This is a genomic window from Demequina activiva (genome assembly GCF_016862815.1).
GTDB classification, from domain to species: Bacteria; Actinomycetota; Actinomycetes; order Actinomycetales; family Demequinaceae; genus Demequina; species Demequina activiva.
In genome coordinates this window covers 335,050-355,222 of the sequence record NZ_BONR01000002.1, presented here as the reverse complement: position 1 = coordinate 355,222, position 20,173 = coordinate 335,050, and the positions used below count along the sequence as shown (strand labels likewise).

The 20,173-nt window shown below is 68.9% G+C and carries 19 protein-coding genes and 1 tRNA gene; 9 read left to right on the top strand and 11 right to left on the bottom strand.

What is annotated here, in order from left to right:
- Nucleotides 1–20: 20 nt before the first annotated feature.
- Together Dac01nite_RS12220 and Dac01nite_RS12215 are read right to left on the bottom strand one after the other, a co-directional pair.
- Nucleotides 21–218 carry a helix-turn-helix domain-containing protein gene (locus Dac01nite_RS12220; protein ID WP_203654635.1) on the bottom strand — a complete coding sequence of 66 codons (198 nt, stop codon included), beginning with the start codon at nucleotides 216–218 and terminating at the stop codon, nucleotides 21–23.
- Entirely contained in the window at nucleotides 215–433 is a 219-nt protein-coding gene (locus Dac01nite_RS12215; RefSeq protein WP_203654633.1) for a helix-turn-helix domain-containing protein, read from the bottom strand. The genes Dac01nite_RS12220 and Dac01nite_RS12215 overlap by 4 nt, the downstream gene beginning before the upstream one ends.
- Nucleotides 434–623: 190 nt before the next feature.
- Between Dac01nite_RS12215 and Dac01nite_RS06455 the strand changes: the two genes are divergently transcribed.
- Nucleotides 624–1,193, top strand: a complete 570-nt coding sequence (locus tag Dac01nite_RS06455; protein WP_203654631.1) for a helix-turn-helix domain-containing protein — start codon at nucleotides 624–626, stop codon at nucleotides 1,191–1,193.
- Nucleotides 1,190–2,452, top strand: a complete 1,263-nt coding sequence (locus Dac01nite_RS06450; protein ID WP_203654629.1) for a tyrosine-type recombinase/integrase — start codon at nucleotides 1,190–1,192, stop codon at nucleotides 2,450–2,452. The genes Dac01nite_RS06455 and Dac01nite_RS06450 overlap by 4 nt, the downstream gene beginning before the upstream one ends.
- 60 nt (nucleotides 2,453–2,512) lie before the next feature.
- Here the strand turns inward: Dac01nite_RS06450 and Dac01nite_RS06445 are convergent.
- Together Dac01nite_RS06445 and Dac01nite_RS06440 are read right to left on the bottom strand one after the other, a co-directional pair.
- Nucleotides 2,513–2,589: transfer RNA gene (locus Dac01nite_RS06445), tRNA-Pro, on the bottom strand.
- Between the two features lie 47 nt (nucleotides 2,590–2,636).
- On the bottom strand, nucleotides 2,637–3,251 hold the full coding sequence (locus tag Dac01nite_RS06440) for a YitT family protein (RefSeq protein ID WP_239066549.1): 615 nt from the start codon (nucleotides 3,249–3,251) through the stop codon (nucleotides 2,637–2,639).
- Between the two features lie 102 nt (nucleotides 3,252–3,353).
- On the opposite strand from Dac01nite_RS06440, the gene Dac01nite_RS06435 reads away from it, so the two are divergent.
- Nucleotides 3,354–4,493, top strand: coding sequence for an NAD(P)-binding domain-containing protein (locus tag Dac01nite_RS06435; protein ID WP_203654625.1), 1,140 nt, complete (start codon nucleotides 3,354–3,356; stop codon nucleotides 4,491–4,493).
- 12 nt (nucleotides 4,494–4,505) lie between these two features.
- Here Dac01nite_RS06435 and Dac01nite_RS06430 read toward each other — a convergent pair whose 3' ends face one another.
- From Dac01nite_RS06430 to Dac01nite_RS06420, 3 genes are all read right to left on the bottom strand, one after another.
- Entirely contained in the window at nucleotides 4,506–5,780 is a 1,275-nt protein-coding gene (locus Dac01nite_RS06430) for a DUF2254 domain-containing protein (RefSeq protein WP_203654623.1), read from the bottom strand.
- Nucleotides 5,781–5,885: 105 nt separating this feature from the next.
- A complete protein-coding gene (locus Dac01nite_RS06425) occupies nucleotides 5,886–7,844 on the bottom strand; it encodes an acyl-CoA dehydrogenase family protein (protein WP_203654621.1) in 1,959 nt (652 codons plus the stop codon).
- Nucleotides 7,845–7,858: 14 nt separating this feature from the next.
- Complete coding sequence (locus Dac01nite_RS06420; protein WP_203654612.1) at nucleotides 7,859–8,491, bottom strand: TetR/AcrR family transcriptional regulator; 633 nt, start codon at nucleotides 8,489–8,491, stop codon at nucleotides 7,859–7,861.
- A gap of 78 nt (nucleotides 8,492–8,569) precedes the next feature.
- Here Dac01nite_RS06420 and Dac01nite_RS06415 point away from each other — a divergent pair, with 78 nt between their 5' ends.
- From Dac01nite_RS06415 to Dac01nite_RS06395, 5 genes are read left to right on the top strand one after another with little or no spacing between them, the layout of a single operon-like run.
- A complete protein-coding gene (locus Dac01nite_RS06415; protein ID WP_203654610.1) occupies nucleotides 8,570–9,838 on the top strand; it encodes an acetyl-CoA C-acetyltransferase in 1,269 nt (422 codons plus the stop codon).
- Nucleotides 9,838–11,184, top strand: a complete 1,347-nt coding sequence (locus tag Dac01nite_RS06410; protein WP_203654608.1) for a 3-oxoacyl-ACP reductase — start codon at nucleotides 9,838–9,840, stop codon at nucleotides 11,182–11,184. The genes Dac01nite_RS06415 and Dac01nite_RS06410 overlap by 1 nt, the downstream gene beginning before the upstream one ends.
- On the top strand, nucleotides 11,184–12,068 hold the full coding sequence (locus Dac01nite_RS06405; protein ID WP_203654606.1) for a MaoC/PaaZ C-terminal domain-containing protein: 885 nt from the start codon (nucleotides 11,184–11,186) through the stop codon (nucleotides 12,066–12,068). Before Dac01nite_RS06410 ends, Dac01nite_RS06405 begins: the two co-directional genes overlap by 1 nt.
- Nucleotides 12,065–12,586: an acyl-CoA thioesterase gene (locus Dac01nite_RS06400; RefSeq protein WP_203654604.1), complete on the top strand. Its 522-nt coding sequence runs from the start codon at nucleotides 12,065–12,067 to the stop codon at nucleotides 12,584–12,586. Before Dac01nite_RS06405 ends, Dac01nite_RS06400 begins: the two co-directional genes overlap by 4 nt.
- A gap of 57 nt (nucleotides 12,587–12,643) precedes the next feature.
- Nucleotides 12,644–14,392 carry an AMP-binding protein gene (locus Dac01nite_RS06395; protein ID WP_203654602.1) on the top strand — a complete coding sequence of 583 codons (1,749 nt, stop codon included), beginning with the start codon at nucleotides 12,644–12,646 and terminating at the stop codon, nucleotides 14,390–14,392.
- Here Dac01nite_RS06395 and Dac01nite_RS06390 read toward each other — a convergent pair.
- From Dac01nite_RS06390 to Dac01nite_RS06375, 4 genes are all read right to left on the bottom strand, one after another.
- Complete coding sequence (locus Dac01nite_RS06390) at nucleotides 14,389–15,468, bottom strand: tRNA-dihydrouridine synthase (protein WP_203654592.1); 1,080 nt, start codon at nucleotides 15,466–15,468, stop codon at nucleotides 14,389–14,391. The genes Dac01nite_RS06395 and Dac01nite_RS06390 overlap by 4 nt on opposite strands.
- Entirely contained in the window at nucleotides 15,465–16,022 is a 558-nt protein-coding gene (nrdG, locus tag Dac01nite_RS06385; protein WP_203654583.1) for an anaerobic ribonucleoside-triphosphate reductase activating protein, read from the bottom strand. The genes Dac01nite_RS06390 and nrdG overlap by 4 nt, the downstream gene beginning before the upstream one ends.
- A 5-nt stretch (nucleotides 16,023–16,027) precedes the next feature.
- Nucleotides 16,028–18,268 (bottom strand): anaerobic ribonucleoside-triphosphate reductase, encoded by a 2,241-nt coding sequence (gene nrdD, locus Dac01nite_RS06380; protein WP_203654576.1) that lies wholly within the window; start codon nucleotides 18,266–18,268, stop codon nucleotides 16,028–16,030.
- A 206-nt stretch (nucleotides 18,269–18,474) separates the two neighbouring features.
- Nucleotides 18,475–19,647, bottom strand: coding sequence for a GGDEF domain-containing protein (locus Dac01nite_RS06375; protein WP_203654574.1), 1,173 nt, complete (start codon nucleotides 19,645–19,647; stop codon nucleotides 18,475–18,477).
- 99 nt (nucleotides 19,648–19,746) lie between these two features.
- Here Dac01nite_RS06375 and Dac01nite_RS06370 point away from each other — a divergent pair, with 99 nt between their 5' ends.
- Nucleotides 19,747–20,166 carry a DUF1801 domain-containing protein gene (locus Dac01nite_RS06370; RefSeq protein WP_203654572.1) on the top strand — a complete coding sequence of 140 codons (420 nt, stop codon included), beginning with the start codon at nucleotides 19,747–19,749 and terminating at the stop codon, nucleotides 20,164–20,166.
- The last annotated feature ends 7 nt before the right edge of the window (nucleotides 20,167–20,173 follow it).

Genomic DNA, 20,173 nt, shown 5'->3' with positions numbered 1-20,173 from the left:
GGTCGTTCGACCTTGACCGGCTACTCATCGCTGCCACTGCCGGCACCAAGCATTCGGAGGAGCGGCGCCTTCGGCACGACAAGCCTCTTGCCGAGGGCGATCACGGGGATCTCTCCCCTGCGGACAGCTGCATACGCGGCGCCGCGCCCGATGCCGAGCAGTCGCCCCGCCTCCTCAACTGTGTACGTCAGCCGCGCAGCCTCAAGCTGGGTGTTCACTGTGGGCCCCTCTTTGCTGCTGCTGCCAGATCCGAAAGCAGTGCCGTGTATGCGACTAGACGCAGGCCACGCGGGCGCCTCGCGCCCCGCTCCCAGCGACTCACAGTCATTCGGGACACGCCAAGCTCTAGTGCGACTCGCGCCTGCGACAGTCCGCACGATTGCCGAATCGCGCGAGAGACGGAGGGGGTCGGCAATGCCCGGTCCGCGGACACCTCATCAAGAATGTTTATAGCGTCAGGTTACGTATCGGCACACTTCTGCGCTAGCGTCTCATGTTGCATCTTATTGCAGCGAAATGAGACGCGATGCTCCAAGTCAATAGGCATTCTACCAGGGCCGGTACCTATGCCACAGTTCTGCACGCATGTTGCACATTGGGTTACATCCTTGTACGTTCTATGCATGCAGAACTTCTCCCGTTGGGACGTCCAGACCCCAGCCAACTTGAACCTCGACTCGCTCGACGATGCCGACTGGCACAGGGTTGTCGACGAAACCGGAGCGGCGGGCTCCCTATTGGTTCGCGTCGCGAAGTCGAGTGACGGGAAGCTCGTCATCACTGGCCTCGTCATGGGAGACGGCATCGACGAAGTCACGGGCCAGGCGCTGAGAGCGATCAAACCCGGAGAGATCATCCGCACTATTCAGTGGCGCGAGAGCGGCACTCTCCCACCCCGGTCTGTCGGCGCACTCGGGCCGACTGGACTTGCCCGTTTCGAAGGTATGACCGAGCGGGTCGAGTCCCACGCCGAAGCGTCCGCTGCGCCAAGCAAGCGCGGCCGACGCGGCCCGACTCACGAAGAGCTGACCAGGTTTGCCGAGGTCTACACCAAGCACAGTACCTACTCCGACGCCGCCATGACTCTTGCTGCACGCGAACTAGGTCTCTCTCGCGCCACTGCGAACCGCTGGGCCGCGCGGTGCCGAAACGAGGGCCTACTCAACCTTGAACCACGAGAGGACGACCAATGATCTATCGCCGTTGCGCATGCCGCACAGCCGACGGGCGGGCGTATGCAAATCTGCCCGAGCACCCTTCGCCGCAACAGTTGCAGCGCGCTTGCCCTGCACTCGTCGCCGCGCACACGAGCGGCGGCAGACACGGCAAGTGGGGCTTCTACCTCTCACGAGGCTTCGACTCACGAGGGCGCCGGCTCCAGACGCGTAGCGCCAACTTCGACACGAGATCCGCTGCGCTCAAGGCATTTGCATCAGCGAAGCACGATCACGACCGTGGCAGCTATGTCGAGAACAGTCGCACGAGGTTCGCCGCCTGGCTCGACGATTGGCTTTCGTCACGCATTCAGCGAGGGGATCTCAAGCCGTCGACAGTGCAGAACTACCGGCGCTACATCGATCAGGACATCAAGGATTCGCCCCTTGGCGCAATGCGCGTCACGGATATCAGACGATCGCACATCCGCCAGTTCATCGATGATCTCGGAGCATCGGGACGTGGCGCCACAACGATCAGAAGGATCGTCGCGGTTGTGCAGGGATCGCTCACGGCTGCCGTTCACGAAGACCTCATCTCTACGAACCCTGCGCGCGGCGTGAAGTTGCCAACGGTCGGCCGTCACGATTTTGAGCCCTGGTCTCCCGCGCAGATCGGCGCATTTCTCGATTCAGCTGCAGCCGACCGTTTGGGCCCGCTGTTTGAGTTCGCCGTCTTCACCGGACTCCGCCGCGGCGAACTCCTTGGCCTGCGGTGGGAGGACGTTGACGTTGCCTCGTACAAGCTTCAGGTTCGTCGCACCCGAATCCAGACCGAGCGCGGAGTCCTCGAGCAGTCGCCCAAGACCACATCTGGGCGCCGCATTGTCGACCTCGATGAGGCCGCCGTCGGATGCCTCATGGAGTGGCAGCTCCGTCAGCAGAGCGAGTGCACCGCACTGGGGGCGACATGGAGCACATCAGGCTATGTGTTCACTAGTCCGGCGGGCGATCCACTTCTCCCGCAGTATGTGACGCGCCTCTTCGATCGCATTCGCAATCGTGCGCAGCTCCCGAAGATGACGTTCCACGGCTTGCGACACGAGCACGCAAGCCTGCTGATCGAGTCTGGTGCCGACATCGCCCTCATCTCGAAGCGTCTTGGGCACAGCAGCATCGGCATCACGTCTGACGTGTACTCACACCTCATCGGAGACGCTGCGCGAAAAGCGGCGGGACGTGCGTCCGCTCTCGTCCCCCGGGAACGCACTGCACAACGAGTGCACAACGAGCAGTAGTCCACCTAACGATGAAACGCGCTGGTAGCAGGTCAGTTTGACCGCTACCAGCGCGTTTACTGGTCGGGCTGACAGGATTTGAACCTGCGACCCCTTGACCCCCAGTCAAGTGCGCTACCAAGCTGCGCCACAGCCCGTGACAGCCCGACAATGCTATCGGATGTCAGAGGGTGCGCGTGACGAATCAGCCGAAGTACCGGCCCGGCCGGTGGTTGATGGCGAGCACCAGGTTGAGCAGCACCGCTCCCACGATCGAGTAGGCCAGGATGTCGAGCGGCACCAGTGCGAGCGAGGCGATCACGACGATCAGGTCGAGCGCCCCCTGGACGTACCCCGCTCGGATCCCGTGGCGCTCCTGCAGGTAGGCCGCGAGGATCCCGAAGCCGCCCGCGGAGGCGCCGTGGCGGAACACCATCAGCATTCCCACGCCGATGACCAGCCCGGCGAAGATCACGGCGTACAGCGGAGCGATCTCGCTCACATCCAGGTACAGACCGTGCACCGCCGTGAACAGCGAGATCAGTGACACCGTGATGAGCGTCTTGAGCGTGAACGCCCAGCCCATGCGCCGCACCGCGAGCCAGTAGAAGGGCAGGTTGACCACGAAGAAGATGACGCCGAACCCGAACCCTGTCCAGTAGCTGCCCAGGATCGCCACGCCGGCCAGTCCCCCGGACACCCCGCCGATCTCGCTCAGCAGGAACAGCCCGAAGGACAGGAGGAACGCGCCGAACGGGAGTGCGAGCGCGTCCTCCCACACCGCATGCTTCTCCGCGATGGGCGGATCGACGACGGACACGGGAGACCTCCGGAGGTGACGGCGACGGGGCGAAGACCTCCATTGTCCCCGATGCGTGCGCGTCATTTGCGAGGGCGCCCCCTGACCGCGTACACCTGAGTCGTGACCTCGACGCGAGCATCGGCCCTTGACCTCCTCGTCGTCGGTGCAGGGCAGGCCGGACTCTCCGTGGCGTACCACCTGCTGCGGCGTTCCTTCGCGCCCGGCACGGACTTCGTGATCGTTGACCGCGGTCCCGGTGCCGGCGGCGCATGGCAGCACCGCTGGGACTCCCTGCGGCTGGGCGACGCCCACCGCATCCACGACCTGCCAGCCATGGACGAGGCCGGTGTGAGCTTCGCAGGAGCTCCCACCGAGCCGCCAGCGCGCGAGGTCGTCGCCGACTACTACGGGCGCTATGAGCGTCATTTCGGGCTCAACGTGCTGCGGCCCGTCGAGATCACGTCCGTGCGTCGCGCGGAGGACGGCGCGTTCGAGGTGGACACGGCCGATGCCCGGGACGCCTTCCGGCCTCGAGTCCTGGTCGCCGCGGTGGGAACGTGGGGAAGCCCGCGGCTGCCTGACGTCCCGGGGTCGGAGGACTTCCACGGCCAGCAGATCGTGACGCCTGAGTACACGGCGGCGCAGGACTTCGCGGGACGGCGTGTCGCCGTCGTGGGAGGCGGTGCATCGGCGATCGGGTTCCTGCGCGAGCTCGCCGGCACTGCCGCGTCGTTGACGTGGTTCACCCGCAGGCCCGTGGTGTTCCACGAGCGGGACTCCACGCTGCGCGAGGAGCTGGGCCGCGAGTCGGTGCGTCTCCAGGACGAGGCCGCCCGCGCGGGTCGCGAGCTTCCGTCGATCGTGTCGACCACCGGCATGCCCGTGACGCCTCGCCTGCAGCGCCTGCGCGACCTGGGGGTGCTGCGGCGCGAGCCGATGTTCACCCGCATGGTCGGCGATGGCGTGGTGCTGCAGGATGGCCGCTTCCAGGCGCTCGACGCGGTGATCTGGGCGATCGGCTTCCGCGCGGAGCTCGGGCCGCTCGCGCCGCTGGGAGTCAGCGCCGCGGAGGGAGTACGCGTCGAGCATGGCCACGCGGTGCACGTCCCAGGACTATTCCTCGCCGGCTATGGGCCGCAGGCGTCCACGATCAGCGCGAACCGCGGCGCGCGACGCATCGCGCGCGACGCCGAGGCGTACCTCACGGACGCCGTGTGGCCCCCGCAGCCCCGCCGTCGCGCTGGCCGCTCTCCCGCATAGCCGAACGCCTTGTCACGGGTGCAGAGCGGAGCCTGCCTCACGTGCCCGGACCTCCAGCGCTGCCGCCGTCACCAGCTCCTGGTCGCCCGCGTCCGCGAGCCCGCCGACTGCACGGCGCTCCGCTCGCGTGGAGGCCTTGCGCAGCACCGACGCATCGTCGGCGGAGACGATGCCGATGATGTCTCCGATCACGCGTTGGATGCGCAGCCCCACCTCGACCACCGCCGCCCCGTCGCGAGCCAGCGGCCGCAGCGCATCCTCCACGATGTCCTCGAGCGTCACGGTCGGCACGTGGACACGCGGATGGCGCACCTCGGCATCGGTGGTGGTGGTGGTAAGCATCCGCGTCAGCACTCGTTGGATCGCGTTGAGCGCCTCGATCGCGGATCCCGGGTCGTTGGTGGACGGCGACAGCGCACGGGAGCCGATCTCCGCCAGGGCGACGTAGCCCAGCCGCGGGTCCTGCTCGTAGGTGCGGTGATCCTCGATGCGGAACACGCCGCGCAGGCGCTCCACCGTCGCCTCGTCCGCCGTGCCCTCGACGGTCGCGAGCGGCCTGCCCAGGCCCACGGCGGCACCGGGGAGGGCGTGCACATGGACGGTGAGCCTGGCGCTGTCGCAGATCGTCGCCAGCTCGGCCATGTCGATTCCCGTGACGCAGCCTGCGCGGGACGCGGCGAGCGGCCGTGCCGCCGCGGGGATCTCCACCGGCGGCGCTCCGCCGAGGTGCGGCGAGCGCGCGTGCTCGCACGCGGCGTCCGTGGCGGCCCGCTCGACGCGATCGATCACATCCGCCATGCGGCCGAACTCGGTCAGGTGATGGATCCACCTCATGAGGGTCACGACGATGAGGGCGATCACCACCAGCGTGCCGACGTACAGCACGGTGCGCCCGGACTCGCCGTAGTAGCTCGTGGACAGCGCGACGATGCCCACGATCGCGAACACGAAGGACCCCAGGAACGTGCTGAGGGCATTCTGCGACGTGCGGTCGGCGATGAGCAGCTGGGTAGCCCGAGGCGTAGTCCCGGCCGATGCGCTGGCATAGGCGGAGATCATCGCGGTCAGCGAGAAGGTGGTGACCGCGAGCATCGACGTCGCGAGGATCTGCAGGATCCCGCTCACGGAGTCCTGGCCGAAGTCGATCGTGATCGAGCCCGGCACGAGCTCGCCCACGAGTCGCGCGAGCAGCGCCAGCAGGATCGCCACCACGCCGAACAGGGTCAGGCGGAACCAGATGCGCTCCGTGACGCGCCCCACCGCGCTCATCCAGCCGTTGGTCGACATCGCCCCACGCCACCCCTCATCAGAATTTGGCACCATTTTCATCACCTAACGCCCTGAGAGATGAAAATGGTGCCAAACTCTCGTTCTGGGTTCCGGTGCCTGGCGTCAAACCTTGAGTATCGCGGCTCCCAACCATGCCTCGGGGATGCCCATGCCCTCCACCAGGCTCAGCGCGTGCGGCCTGAGCTCACGGCACAGGTCGTTGATCTGCGCGCCGATGGCCTTGGAGCGGCCCGAGCTGATCCGATTGTGCTCCATGAACCACGCGCGGTCCTGATGGATCGAATGCAAGGCGTACAGGCTGCACAGGCGCTCGAGGACGTCGCGGGTCTCCTCGTCCTCCACCGTCTCGAGAGCGTCGACGAACGCGGTCAGGATGCGCTGCTCCATGTACGCATGGGCGACGAACTGCACGTGGTCGCCCAGGGCGTTGAACGCCTCGAAGGAGTCACCCTGCTCCTTGCTCGCCGCCCGCATCCGCTGGGCGAGCGACTCGAGCGAGTGACGAGCGCGCTCCTCGAACATCAGCGCGTGCCAGCGCCTGTCGACCAGCGTGGTCTCCTCCGGCTTGCGCCGCACGGCGTCCGCGAGGCGCTCGAGGACCAGGTTCGCAGAGGTGGCCTCCATCACCGTCTCGCCTGCCACGCGAGCCGTCGCCTGCACCACGCCCGTGCGATCCAGCTCGCTCCACTCCTTCTTGTAGTCGGTCAGGAGCGCCTTCGAGACGAGCTGCATGAGGACGGTGTTGTCGCCCTCGAACGTCGCGAAGATGTCGACGTCGCGCCGCATCTCGACCAGCTGGTTCTCGCTGAGGTACCCGCTGCCGCCGCATGCCTCGCGAGCCTCCTGGACGGTGTCGTTCGCGAACCACGTGGTGACGGCCTTGAGCCCTGCGGCGTGGGTCTCGAGGCGTCGCTGGTCCTCCTCGCTCGAGTCGTCCGCACCTTGGACGTGCACGAGGTCGACGATGAGCTCGTTCTGCGCGAAGCCCAGCGCGTACGCCCGAGCGATGCGAGGAAGCAGTCGCTTCTGATGCACCAGGTAGTCCATGAGGCGCACCCCGTCGGGGCGTCCTGAGGCCGGGAACTGCCGGCGCGACAGTCCGTACCGCGTGGCGATCGACAGGGCTCGGCGTGCGGTGATGCCTCCGCCTCCCCCCACGCACACGCGTCCACGGACGAGCGTGCCGAGCATCGTGAAGAACCGACGGTTGGGGTTGTCGATGGGCGAGACGTACGCGCCGGTCTCATCGACGCCGCCGTAGCGGTTCAGCAGCATCCGTCGCGGCACCCGGACGTGGTCGAAGCGGAGGGTGCCGTTGTCGACCCCCAGGAGCCCGCCCTTGTGACCGTGGTCGCCGGTGGTCACGCCGGGCAGGTCCCCACCGGCGTCGTCGCGCAGCGGCACGAGGATGACATGCACCCCGTGCCCCGTGCCGTCGACCACGAGCTGACCGAACACGGCGGCCATCGTGCCGTCCTTGGCAGCGTTGCCGATGTAGGCCTTGGTGGATCCGGGGGTGGGCGAATGCACCTCGTACTCGTCCGTCTCGGGCACGTAGGTGATGGTGGTCTCGAGGCTCGCGACGTCGCTGCCGTGCCCCAGCTCAGTCATCGCGAAGCCGCCCAGCAGGGTCATCGACGTGATGTCAGGCAGGTAGGTGTCGTGGTGCCACGCGGTGCCCAGGTTCGTCACCGCCCCACCGAACAGGCCGAACTGCACGCCCGACTTGATGGTCACGGAGAGGTCGCCATGGCTCAGCATCTCGAACGCCAGCACGGCGGTCAGCGGGTCCGAGACGGCGTCCGCACCCTCCGGCACGCCCACGTGCCCGAAGCCCTGCTTGTCGAGGTCGAGCAGGCGCTGCAGGGTCCATGCGCGCGAGGCGGCCACGTCGAGCTCGGGATCGCGGAGCATGCCCTCCGCCGGGAAGGTGGCGCGGCGCACCGCTCGCTCGGCGGCGAAGGGGCCGTCGAGGGCCACGCGCAGTCGTGAGCCCAGCGTGGTCAGCCGTTCGTCGCGCAAGGGGGTGGTCTCGCGGTGGTGCTGCGCGGTCAACGTCATCGTCGATCCTCCAGTCAGTGGGGTGCCGGCGCGGGTGCGCCGACTCGTGCGGGGGCGAAGAAGTCTGCGATGTGCGCCACCACGTCTTCACGCGGTGGTCGCGGGCTCGATGCCATCCAGTGATCTGCGGTGGCCTTGATGAAGCCGACGAGGCCATGCCCCCACGTGGGAGCGGCCGAGGCGTCCAGGCCGCGTTCCGTGAGGCTGTGGGCGATCGCAGCGGAGATCTCCTCGCCGATCACGCCTGGCAGGCCACGGACGGGATCGACCACCGCGTCAGCTCCCTGCGGCGGCGGAGTCATGACGAACCGATAGATCTCGGGATCGCGCTCCACGAGCTCCAGATAGGCGTCGGCGAGATCAGCGGTGAGCCTGCCGAGGTCCGCGGGGTCCGACAGCCGGAAGGCCGCGGCGAGACCCTCGTGGATGTAGCTGTGGACGGACTCGACGACCGCGTCGTAGAGGCCCTCGCGGTCGCCGAAGTGGCGGTAGATGACGGTCTTGGAGGTGCCCGCCCGGGCGGCGATCGCATCCATGCCCACCTGCGCGCCGTGCACGCGGATGGCACGCAGGGCGTGAGAGACCAGCTCCCGCCGCCTGTCGGCGCGGTGCTGCTCCCAGCGGGCGTCTCTGCCGTCGGTGGTCATGGTCGCCACATTACCCGACACTCGCGGTATCTGCTACCGTTGGTATCGGTTAGTTTCTCTCAACGATGGAGGCACCGCATGACCCACAACGCCGTGGTGGTCGGGGGCAATCGCACCCCGTTCGCGAAGGCCGGCGGCCCGTTCGCCCAGGCCTCGAATCATGACCTGCTCACTGCAGCCCTCGACGGGCTCGTGGCGCGCTTCGGCCTCGCCGGCGAGCGCATCGGCGAGGTCGCCGCAGGCGCCGTCCTGAAGCACCCCAAGGACTTCAACCTCACCCGCGAAGCGGTCCTCAGCTCCGCGCTTTCCCCCGCGACGCCCGCATGCGACCTGCAGCAGGCGTGCGGGACGGGCCTGGAGACCACGATCTACATCGCGAACAAGATTCGCCTGGGGCAGATCGAGTCCGGGATCGCCGGCGGCGTCGACTCGACGTCCGACGCCCCCATCACCGTGTCGGACCCCTTGCGGCGCACCCTGCTCAAGGCCAACAGCGCGCGCTCGGCGATGGATCGCATCAAGCCCTTCGCCAGCGTGCGACCCAGCCACCTGAAGCCTCAGGCGCCCAGCGTCACGGAGCCGCGCACCGGCCTGTCCATGGGCGAGCACCAGGCCCTCACCACCGAGCGTTGGGGCATCTCGCGCGAGGAGCAGGACGAGCTCGCGGCCGCATCGCACCACCACCTCGCGGCCGCCTGGGACGACGGCTTCTTCGACGACCTCGTCACGCCGTACCTCCGCGTCGCGGGTGACGCGATCCTCCGCGCCGACACCTCCGTCGAGAAGCTGGCGAAGCTGCGCCCGGCGTTCGGCGGCGAGCACGGCACCATGACGGCGGGCAACTCCACCGCGCTGTCCGACGGCGCCGCGACGGCACTGCTGGCGAGCGAGGAGTGGGCAGCGGCACACCACATGCCCGTGCTCGCCAAGGTCGTGGACGCAGAGGTCGCCGCGGTGGATCACCCGGGCGGAGACGACCTCCTGCTGGGGCCGGTCGCAGCGGCCGGACGGATGCTGGAGCGCCAGGGCCTCACGCTGGACGACTTCGACCTGATCGAGATCCACGAGGCATTCGCCTCGACCGTGCTGACCACGCTCAAGGCGTGGGACGACGAGGACTATTGCCGCGGCCTCGGGCTCGACGGCAAGCTCGGCACCATCGACCGCGCCAGGCTCAACGTGACCGGCTCCTCGTTGGCGGTGGGTCACCCGTTCGCCGCGACCGGCGCACGGATCGTGCCCACGCTGGCGAAGCTGCTGCACCAGCGTGGCGCCGGCTCGAAGGGGCTCATCTCCATGTGTGCTGCAGGCGGACAGGGCGTCGTCGCGATCCTGGAGGCCGTGTGATGGGCGCGCTCGAGAAGGCCTTCTACTCCCCCGTCGGCAAGGCGGTCTCCGCCAAGGCAGGCCTCAAGGAGCCGCCGCGGCTGCGCCGCGGACGCACGTGGCCGGACGGTCCCATCGTCCTGGCCTCCATCGGTGGGGGCGACCTCGCGTCGCGCACCATGCGCCTTCTGGGCCGCGCCACCGAGGAGCCCGTGGTCGACGAGGGCGAGAGCGCGCCCGGCTACGGCTCGCGCATCGGCGCTCTCGTGGTCGACGCGACGGCCGCGACGCGCATCGATCAGCTCGAGGAGCTGCGCGCGCTCCTGCGACCCGCGGTGCGGGCGATCGAGCGCTCGGGCCGCATCGTCGTGCTCGCGAGGCCCGCCGCCGGTGACTGGGAGGCGCAGGCGGTCGCGCGGGCCCTCGACGGCATCAATCGAACCGTGGGCAAGGAGCTGCGCGGCGGCGCCACCGCGACGCTCCTCGAGGTCGCGCCGGATGCCGGGCCCGGAGATCTGGTGTCCACGCTCGGCTTCGTCCTGCAGGGGCGTTCGGCGTTCGTCGACGGCCAGCGCTGGCACGTGGACGCGGCGAACCAGGCGCAGGACCCCCTCGCCGAGAGGCCGCTCGACGGTCGGACCATCGTCGTGACCGGCGCTGCGCGGGGCATTGGCGCCGCGATCGCGCGAACCCTGGCACGCGACGGAGCGCGCATCGTCGCCATCGACATCCCTCCCGCCGGCGAGGCGCTCGCCGCCGTCGCGAACGAGGTGGGAGGCACGGCGCTGCAGCTCGACATCACCGCGGCCGATGCGGGACTGCGGATCGCGTCGCACGTCGCCCAGCGCGGCGAGCGCATCCACGGCATCGTCCACAACGCCGGCATCACGCGCGACAAGATGCTCGTCAATACCGATGCGCAGCGCTGGGCCTCGGTCCTCGAGGTGAATCTCGCCGCCCAGATGCGCATCAACGAGGTCCTGCTCGATCCGGCCACAGCAGGCGGCATCGAGGACGGCGGCCGCGTGATCGGGATCGCCTCCACCTCGGGCCTGGCGGGCAACAAGGGCCAGACCAACTATGCGGCGTCCAAGGCAGGAGTCGCAGGGCTCGTCGCCGCGATGGCGCCGGACCTCGCGGCGCGCGCCATCACCGTCAACGCCGTCGCCCCGGGATTCATCGAGACGGAGATGACGGGACGGATACCCTTCGTGCAGCGCGAGGTGTTCCGCCGTTCCAACTCCCTGAGCCAGGGAGGGAGGCCGGAGGACGTCGCGGAGACCATCGGCTACCTGCTCGATCCCTCGTCGCAAGGCGTGACGGGTCAGGTGATCCGAGTGTGCGGCCAGAACCTGGTGGGCGCCTGATGTCCGTCCCCCCGGCCGCCGGCGCCGCCGATCGTCCCGTCCAGCACCTCGACGCCATGCCGGGGATGGCCGCCGCCTTCGCACGTGCGCTCGCGCCCTCGCGCCGAGACGAGGCCCGCCTGCCTCGCCACGCCGTTCAGGTGAGTGGCTACCGGCAGGATCCCGCGAGGCTCGCCGAGTACAGCAGGGTCTGCGGGTTCACGCTGCGCGATCACGTGCCACCCACGTGGCTCCACGTGCTCACCTTCCCCCTGCACGTGCACGTGCTGGGAGATCGGAGCTCCACGGTGCGTCTGGCGGGCGCGGTGCACGTGTCGAACTCCATGACGCTCCACCGCCCGGTGGGCGTTCAGGAGTCCCTCGACATCGCGGTGCACGCGCAGAACCTCCGGCCCCACCGGCGTGGAGCGCTGGTGGACCTCGTGGGCACCATCACCGTCGCAGGGGACGTGGTGTGGGAGGGAGTCAGCACCTACCTGGCATCGGGGATGAGCACGCCGGGCGAGCCAGAGGAAGCCGAGAGGCCACCGTGGGAGCCGCTCGTCCCCCATGCCACGTGGCGACTGCCCGGTGACCTCGGACGCCGGTACCGGCGCGTGTCGCACGATCCCAATCCGATCCACACCAGCCGCATCGCCGCCAAGGCCTTCGGATTCGCCCGGCCCATCATCCACGGCATGTGGACGCACGCCCGCGCGCTCGCCGCGCTCGAGAACCGACTCCCCGCGTCCTACCGCGTCCATGTCGACTTCCTGAAGCCCATCCTTCTGCCAGGGCCGGTCGGCTTCGCGAGCACGGCACGCGAGCACGCCATCGATGCGACCGTCACGTCACGCGACGGCAGCCGGCCGCTCCTGCGCCTGCAGGTGACGGAGGCCCCATGAATCTGTGGTGGCGCCTGCTGCGCAGGTGGATCGCCCTCATGCGACCACGCCCTGCGTCGCTGTGGGATGACGTGGCGGTGAGCTTCATCGTGACCCCCACGGACCTGGACGTGCTCGGACACATGAACAACGGTCGCTATCTGACGCTCATGGACCTGGGCAGGTACGAGCTGCTCAAGCGCTCGGGCTGGTGGGAGCGCCTGGCCGAGCGTGGCTGGGCGGCGGTCGTGGCAGGTCAGACCATCACGTACCGCAAGGAGCTCCGGCTGGGCCAGCGCTTCGATCTCCACACCCGCGTCCTGGGCTTCGACGAACGCTGGTGCTATCTGGAGCATCGCTTCGTCGTGGGTGAGACCGTCCACGCCCACGCGGTGGTGCGGGGGCGGTTCGTGCGCCGGGCCGGCGGCACGGTCGAGGTCGACGAGCTCGAGCGTGCCGTCGGAGGCTTCCCCGCCCACCTCAGGATCGCGCCGTGGATGAGCGACTGGACGCACCACACCCGCTCCCCTGTCAGCTGAGATCCCTGCCACGCACTACAGTTTTCCCACCACCATCGACATCAATGGAGATGCATGATGACGCACGACGACACCGCCCGCCCCCTTCCCGGCCACGACCCGGTCGCCGGCGGCGACCGGCCCTGGTTCGCCCACTACCCGCCAGGGGTCGACCGCACCATCGAGGTGCCCCAGGAGTCCAGCCTGGGAGACATGGCACACCAGGCTGCCCTGCGGTACGGCGACCGCACGGCCTTCTCGAACCTGGGCGGCACGCTCAGCTTCGCGGAGCTGGACGACCTCGCGACGCGCGTGGCCGCGTACCTCCAGCACGACCTCGGCCTGACCAAGGGCGACCGCATCGTGATCCAGATGCCCAACCTCATGCAGTACCCGGTGGTGCTGTACGGAGCGCTGCGCGCCGGCCTCGTCGTGGTCGGTGCGAACCCGTTGTACACCGCGGACGAGCTGTCCAAGGTCATCGCGGACGCCGAGCCGCGGGCGATCGTCGTCCTCGCCAACTTCGCTCACACGGTGCAGAAGGTCCTCCCGGGATCGTCGATCGAGAGCGTCATCGTCACCGAGGCCGGCGACATGCTGCACCAGCCCAAGCGCGCCATCGTGAACCTGGTCGCGAAGAGGGTCAAGAAGATGGTTCCCGCCTACTTCCTTCCCCAGGCGATCCCCTTCCGCACCATCCTGGGCGGCGACCCTGAGCGGTTCACCGAGCCGGGCGTGACCCACGAGGACGTCGCGTTCCTCCAGTACACGGGAGGCACCACCGGCGGCACCAAGGCAGCCGTCCTCACCCACTGGAACATGCTGTGCAACCAGGAGCAGTTCATCGGCAACATCCGCGCCGTGCTCGAGGACGGCGGGTCGACCGTGATCGCGGCCCTCCCGCTGTACCACGTGTTCTCGCTGACCGTGAACTGCATCGGCTTCCTGCGGTTCGGCGGCCACAACGTGCTGGTCACCAACCCACGCGACATCCCCGGCTTCGTCAAGACCATCGACGCCTCGAAGCCCGATGCGCTGGTCCTGGTGAGCACGCTCGCCGGAGCACTCATGGACAACGCGGACTTCGCGAGGCTGGATCTATCGAACGTGAAGATCTCCGTCGCCGGCGGCATGGCGCTGCGCTCCGCGGTGGGCGCTCGCTGGCGCGAGATGACGGGCTCGGACATCGTCGAGGGCTACGGCCTCACCGAGGCGTCGCCCGTGGTGAGCGTGAACCCCACCCACCTGCCGCCGCGCATCGGCACCATCGGGGTGCCGCTGCCCTCGACCGATGTGCGCGTGCTGGACGACGAGGGCCGCGACGTGCCGCCAGGCGAGCCCGGCGAGCTCGCGGTCAAGGGTCCACAGGTCATGGCGGGCTACTGGCACAAGCCGGAGGAGACGGCCGCCGTGATCACCGAGGACGGCTGGCTGCTCACGGGAGACGTCGCCACGTTCGACGAGGACGGCTATCTGCGCATCGTCGACCGCAAGAAGGAGATCATCGTCGTCTCCGGCTTCAACGTGTACCCCGGGGATCTCGAGGACGCTGCGATGCTCCACCCCAAGGTCGCCGAGGCCGGGGCCATCCCCATCCCGGACGAGCGGGCCGGCGAGGTGCCCAAGCTGTTCGTGGTGCGTCGTGACGACTCTCTCACGGAGGCCGAGCTCGCGGACTATCTCAAGGAGCACCTCACGGGATACAAGCGGCCGCGCCAGATCGAGTTCCTCGACGAGCTGCCCAAGACCAACGTGGGCAAGGTTCTGCGCCGCGGACTGCGCGACATCGAGGCGGCGAGGTCGCAGGGAGCGCACGCTCAGGGCTAGCCCGTCGGCTCGCCCACCCGCACGGCGCGCACGGCCCGTGCCAGAGCCGGGTCCCGCATGGCGCCTGTCGCCGCCATCACCGCGTCAGCCCCGGCGAGCCTGTAGGCGACGTAGTCGTGGGCGGTGAGCACCCCTCCGACCCCCACGATCACGAACGCGGCACCCGTCCGTTCCCGCAGCCGGGCCAGCCGCGAGCTCATCTCGAGGCCCGCCCATCGGATCGCCGCGCCGCACACCCCTGCGACCTCACGGCCCGCACCGGGCAGGGCGGGCGAGCCGTCGACGCGGACCAGCCGCGCCGGCAGCGTGTTCACCGCCGCGATGCCCTCGACCGCGTCGGTCACGGAGGCGACCAGGGCCGCGAGGTCGTGGTCCGAGCGCACGTAGGCGATCTTGACGACCACCGGCACGTCGCCCACGCGCTCCTTGACCGCGCCGACCACCCTGCCGGTCAGGCGAGGATCGTGGCACACCAGCTGAGACGTGCCCTCGTTGGGACAGCTGAGGTTCAGCTCGATCGCATGGGCGCCGGTCTCCGCGACCAGTGCGGCGGTTCGGGCGTAGTCCTCGATGAGGGAGCGTTCCGATCCACCGTCCCGCGTCCCTTGGCAGGAGCCCACGAGCAGCTGGCCGGCGCCGGCTGCCTGGGCTGCCCGCTCCATGTCCGGCTGCCAGACGTCGGGGTCGGACGACGGCACGCCGTACGAGTTCGAGATGCTCCAGGCTGAGTCGATGTCCGCGTCGGCCACGAGCGTCTCCCGGCCGCCCGCTGGCAGGTCGCCCTCGACACGGACGGCGAGAGCGTGCGGGAACGGATGCGCGCGGACCGCTCGGGAGCGGACGGTCTTGTAGACGTTGATGTCGAAGCCGTGCGCGAAGGCGGCGGCGCAATGGCGCGCGGTGGGCAAGGGTCCGGCTGCGATCCCGAACGGTCGATGCACCGGTCGAGCCAGGAACGTCTCCCCCGGTGCCTGCGCGGTCGGCTCAGGCAAGCGGGCGTCGGGGGCGAACGCACCGAAGGGTCCGCGTGCGACGTTGTCCTCGTAGGTGCGTCGAGGATCGAACCACCACGTCATCCCGATGCCGTCCACGCGATCGCCCGCCCGGCCGCGACAGACAGCCGCGCGTCGAGCACCCGCTGATTGTCCGACCCGCGGAAGGCCAGCCGGAGGTCGCGCCGGGCCAGCTCGAAGGGGCCGTCGACCAGCACGTCCACCAGGCTCAACAGCTCCTGCTTGTCCCCGCTGTCGGCTGCCAGCTGCTCGAACGTGTACCCCGTCCAGCACCACACGTCCTTGCCGGGCAGCTGATCGCGCACACGGCGCACGATGCGCAGGCACACGGTCGTGTTGAGGAACGGCTCCCCGCCCAGCAGGGACAGGCCCTGCACCCCCGGGTGCGCGAGATCCGCGATGATGCGCTCCTCGAGGGCGTCCGAGTACGGCTCACCCCGGCGAAAGCTCCACGCCTGCTCGTTGAAGCACCCCTCGCACCCGAACAGGCAGCCAGCGACGTAGAGGCTGCATCGCACGCCTTCCCCATCCACGAACTGGAAGGGCTTGTAGTCGGCGACATGATCCTGGCTCACCTTGCTGGCGATCCACGTGCGCGAGTCTGGCGAGCGGTGCATGAACGTCAGCCGCGCGTCCGAGGTGACGCGTCCGCCGGGAGGGGCCACGCACGGGTGTCGCCCGTCAGGTGCTTGACCCGCGCGGCGATCTCCGCGTGCCTGCCATGGACCATGGGGCGCTGCTGCGGGTTGCCCAGGTAGCCGCAGGTGCGCTTCACGACGTCGCAGGTGCGGGGATCCTCGTTGCCGCACGCCGGACAGCGGAAGCCGCGCGCGGTCGGCTCGAACTCTCCTGCGAACTCGCACTCGTAGCAGCGGTCCACCGGCGTGTTCGTCCCGAGGTAGCCGATGCGGTCGTACGCGTAGTCCCACACCGCCTCGAGGGCGCTCGGATTGTGCTCGAGCACGGGGTACTCGCAGTAGTGGATGAAGCCGCCTGACGTCAGCGGCGCGTACTCGGCCTCGAAGTCGAGCTTCTCGAACGGCGTGGGGCTCTTGCGGACGTCGTAGTGGAAGGAGTTCGTGTAGTAGTCCTTGTCCGTGATGTCGGGCACGGCCCCGAACCTGTCCTTGTCGAGCCGGCAGAAGCGATCCGTGAGGCTCTCCGACGGCGTCGAGTACACGCCCACGTGATAGCCCGTGTGCGCCGACCACGACGCCGCGGCGTCACCCAGCCGTCCGAGCACCGCCACCGTGAGCGCCTTCGCGTCCTGATCCTGCTCCCAGGCTCCGCCGAAGAAGGCCGCGGCGACCTCGTACAGTCCGATGTACCCGAGCGACACGGTCGCGCGGCCGTCCCGGAACAGCGCGTCCACCTCATCCGTGGGGTTCAGCCGGTGTCCGAACGCCCCGTGAAGATAGAGGATGGGAGCGTTGCCAGGCACCGCCTCCTTGCAGCGCTCCACCCGATACAGGATCGCGTCCCGCATGGTCTGGAGCCGCTCGTCCAGGATGCGCCAGAACTGATCGAGATCACCCTGGGCCTCGAGGGCGATGCGTGGCAGGTTCAGCGTCACCACCCCGAGATTCATGCGCCCGTCCACCACCTCCGCGCCAGCATCGTCCTGCCACCCCTGCAGGAACGACCGGCAGCCCATGGGCGCCTTGAACGAGCCGGTGATCTCGACGATGCGGTCGTAGCTGAGGATGTCCGGGTACATGCGCTTGGTCGCGCACTCGACGGCCAGGCGCTTGATGTCGTAGTTGGGGTCGGCTGCGTCGAGGTTGATACCGCGGCGCAGCGTGAACAGGAGCTTGGGGAAGATCGCCGTACGGCGCTCGGCTCCGAGCCCGTGGATGCGCACCCGCAGGATCGCCCGCTGGATCTCCTTCTCGAGCCAGCTGGTGCCGAGCCCGAATCCGACCGAGGTGAACGGCGTCTGGCCGTTCGAGGTGAAGAGCGTGTTGATCTCGTACTCGAGGCTCTGCATCGCATCGTAGATGTCCTTCGTGGTCCTCTCGCGGGCGTAGTCCCGCTGGGCGCGGTCTCCGGCGATCCAGCGCCGCGCGTCGGCCTCGTGCTTGGCCTGGTTGAGGGCGGCGTACGGCGCGAGCAGCTCGTCGATCCGGTCCACCGTGCAGCCGCCGTACTGGCTCGAGGACACGTTCGCGATGATCTGCGCGATCTGCGCGGTGGCCGTCTGGATGGATCGTGGCGGATCCACCTGAGCGTTGCCGATCCTGAAGCCGGTCGACAGCATGCCGCGGAAGTCGATCAGGCAGCAGTTCGTCATGGGTGCGTACGGGTGGTAGTCGAGATCGTGGAAGTGGATGTCGCCCTTCTGATGGGCGTTCGCCACATGGGCAGGGAGCATCCGCAGCCCGATCGCCCGGGCCACCATCCCGGCGGTCAGGTCGCGCTGGGTGTTGTACACCTGCGCGTCCTTGTTCGCGTTCTCGTGCACCACCGCAGCGTCCTTGTCCAGCAGGCGGTGGATCGAGTGATTGAGATCCATCGCCTCCGAGCGGCGCAGGTCCCGCTCCACCCGGTAGTCGATGTACGCGCGCGCGACCTCTCTCTCGCCAGCATCGAGCAGCTCGTGCTCGACCACGGCCTGGATCTCGTAGATCTTGACCGGATCGGGGCCACGGTGCGCGAGCTCGGCGACCACGCGCCGCACCAGCGCGTCCACGCTGCGCTGGTGCGCGCGCTCGACGGTGCCATGCACCGCCGCATAGGCCTTGGTCAGCGCCACTGCGATGCGGCGCTCGTCGAAGGCCACCGTCCGCCCGTCGCGCTTGACGACGGTGGGTGCAGACGCAGCGTCTGCAGCGCCGCCTTCGCGGTCGAGATCGGTGATGCTCATGTGACTCCCCTATCGGTCCGCGCGTCGTCGCATCACTAGATGTCGTGGTGCCACTCGCATCGTCACACTAGATCTAGTGCTCACCGCGGACTGGGTCCAAGGTCCCGGTCAGCCCCGAGGACCGCGGCCGAGGCGCGCGCCCACCGTGGCGGCGAAGGCCGGGGCGCGGCGAGGCAGACGGTCGCGGGCTCGGGCGTGTCGCGCCGTCAGAGCGCGGGCTCGGCGTAGACCACGACGCGGTCGCGGCCTTCCGCCTTCGCCTGATACATCGCTTGATCCGCGCGCTCGAAGAGCGCCGTGAGGGTGTCACCCTGCGTCGCGGCTGCGATCCCGAAGCTCGCGGTGGGCAAGGGGACGTCTGCCGTCCGCGATCGTTGCGCGAGTGCGTGTGCCAGAGACTCCAGCCGGGACGTCGCGCGCTCGGGCGCGTCACGCAGCAGGAGCGCGAACTCCTCGCCGCCGAGCCTGCCGGCGAACTCGCCCTCGCCCACCACGTCCCGCAGCGCATCGGCGAAGGCGAGCAGCGCCGTATCGCCAGCAGCATGACCATGCTCGTCGTTGATGCGCTTGAAGTGGTCCAGGTCGGCCACGACCAGCGACACCCCTGGCGAGCTCTGGGACAGCGCGGTGTCCGTCCAGGTGAGGAACTCGGAGCGGCCCAGCAGCCCGGTCAGGTCATCGGAGACAGCACGCCGGCGCAGCACGCGAGTCTGCTGGTCCCAGCCGATGGTCGAGGCACTGAACGTGACCGCCACCAGCGTCAGCAGCAGGATCGCCGTCGTGGTGCCGGTGCCCACGAGCGTCTCGAACAGGCCGGAGTCCTTGCCGACGGTCAGGAACAGCACCGTGCGCAGCGAGTAGAAGACTGCGAGCACGCTCGCCGCCAGCGCTGCCACGAGGAGAGCGACCAGCGCCTCCGTCGAGCGGACCGGGCCCTCGCTCACGCGACGGCTCCGCCAGCTGCGCCAGAGCTCCACGGAACCGAGCACGAACATCACGGCCATGTACGCGAACAGCACACCGTTGCCGGCCCACGCATTCGTGGCCGGTTGGTCCAGCGCTGACACGGCGACGATCGCGGCGGCGGCGACCGGCATGAGCCACTGCGGCAGCCCCCCTCCCCGCAGGGACCGGGTCGCGAACCATACGCAGGTGGTGCCGAGGACCGAGAGCACGTTCGCGGCGGGGTTGGTCACCACCTGCGCGCTGGTGCCGTTGAGCATCAGGAGGCTCGTGCTCCCTCCCGAGCACAGCAGTCCCACCGTCCACCACCCGGCGAACGTCGACCGCGTGGGCCGATAGACGCCCATGAAGAACAGCACGGTCACGAGGATCGACACCGTGCCGAGGGCGATCCGCATGGTCATGATGTCGAGCACGAGGCCACGCTATCGGCAGCCGCTCGGGCGCAGGCCATGGTCGTGACGCATCTCACCCGCCGTCCAGCGCGCTCACGCGCGTGGATCTAGCCTGAGGGCATGGCGCAGAACACGACGCAGCCCACGGATCAGCCGGTTGAGCAGTTCCTGTCAGGCGTCGAGCCCGAACGCCGACGCGAGGAGGCGTGGCGGCTGGTCGCGCTCATCGAGGAGGTCACCGGCGCCTCGCCGGTGATGTGGGGGACGAGCATCGTCGGGTTCGGGCACCACCACTACCGTTACGCCTCCGGACGCGAAGGCGACTGGATGAACGTGGGGTTCTCGCCCCGCAAGGCCCAGATGTCCGTGTATGGGATCCAGGATCATCCTGGCGCCGAGTCCCTGCTTGCGCGGCTCGGTCCGCACACGACGGGTGCGGGATGCGTGTACGTCAAGCGCCTCGATGCCGTCGACGAGGGCGTGCTGCGCGAGCTCGTCGAGCTCGCCTTCCAGCGCGGTGACCACGACGCCACGGCCTAGGCTGGCC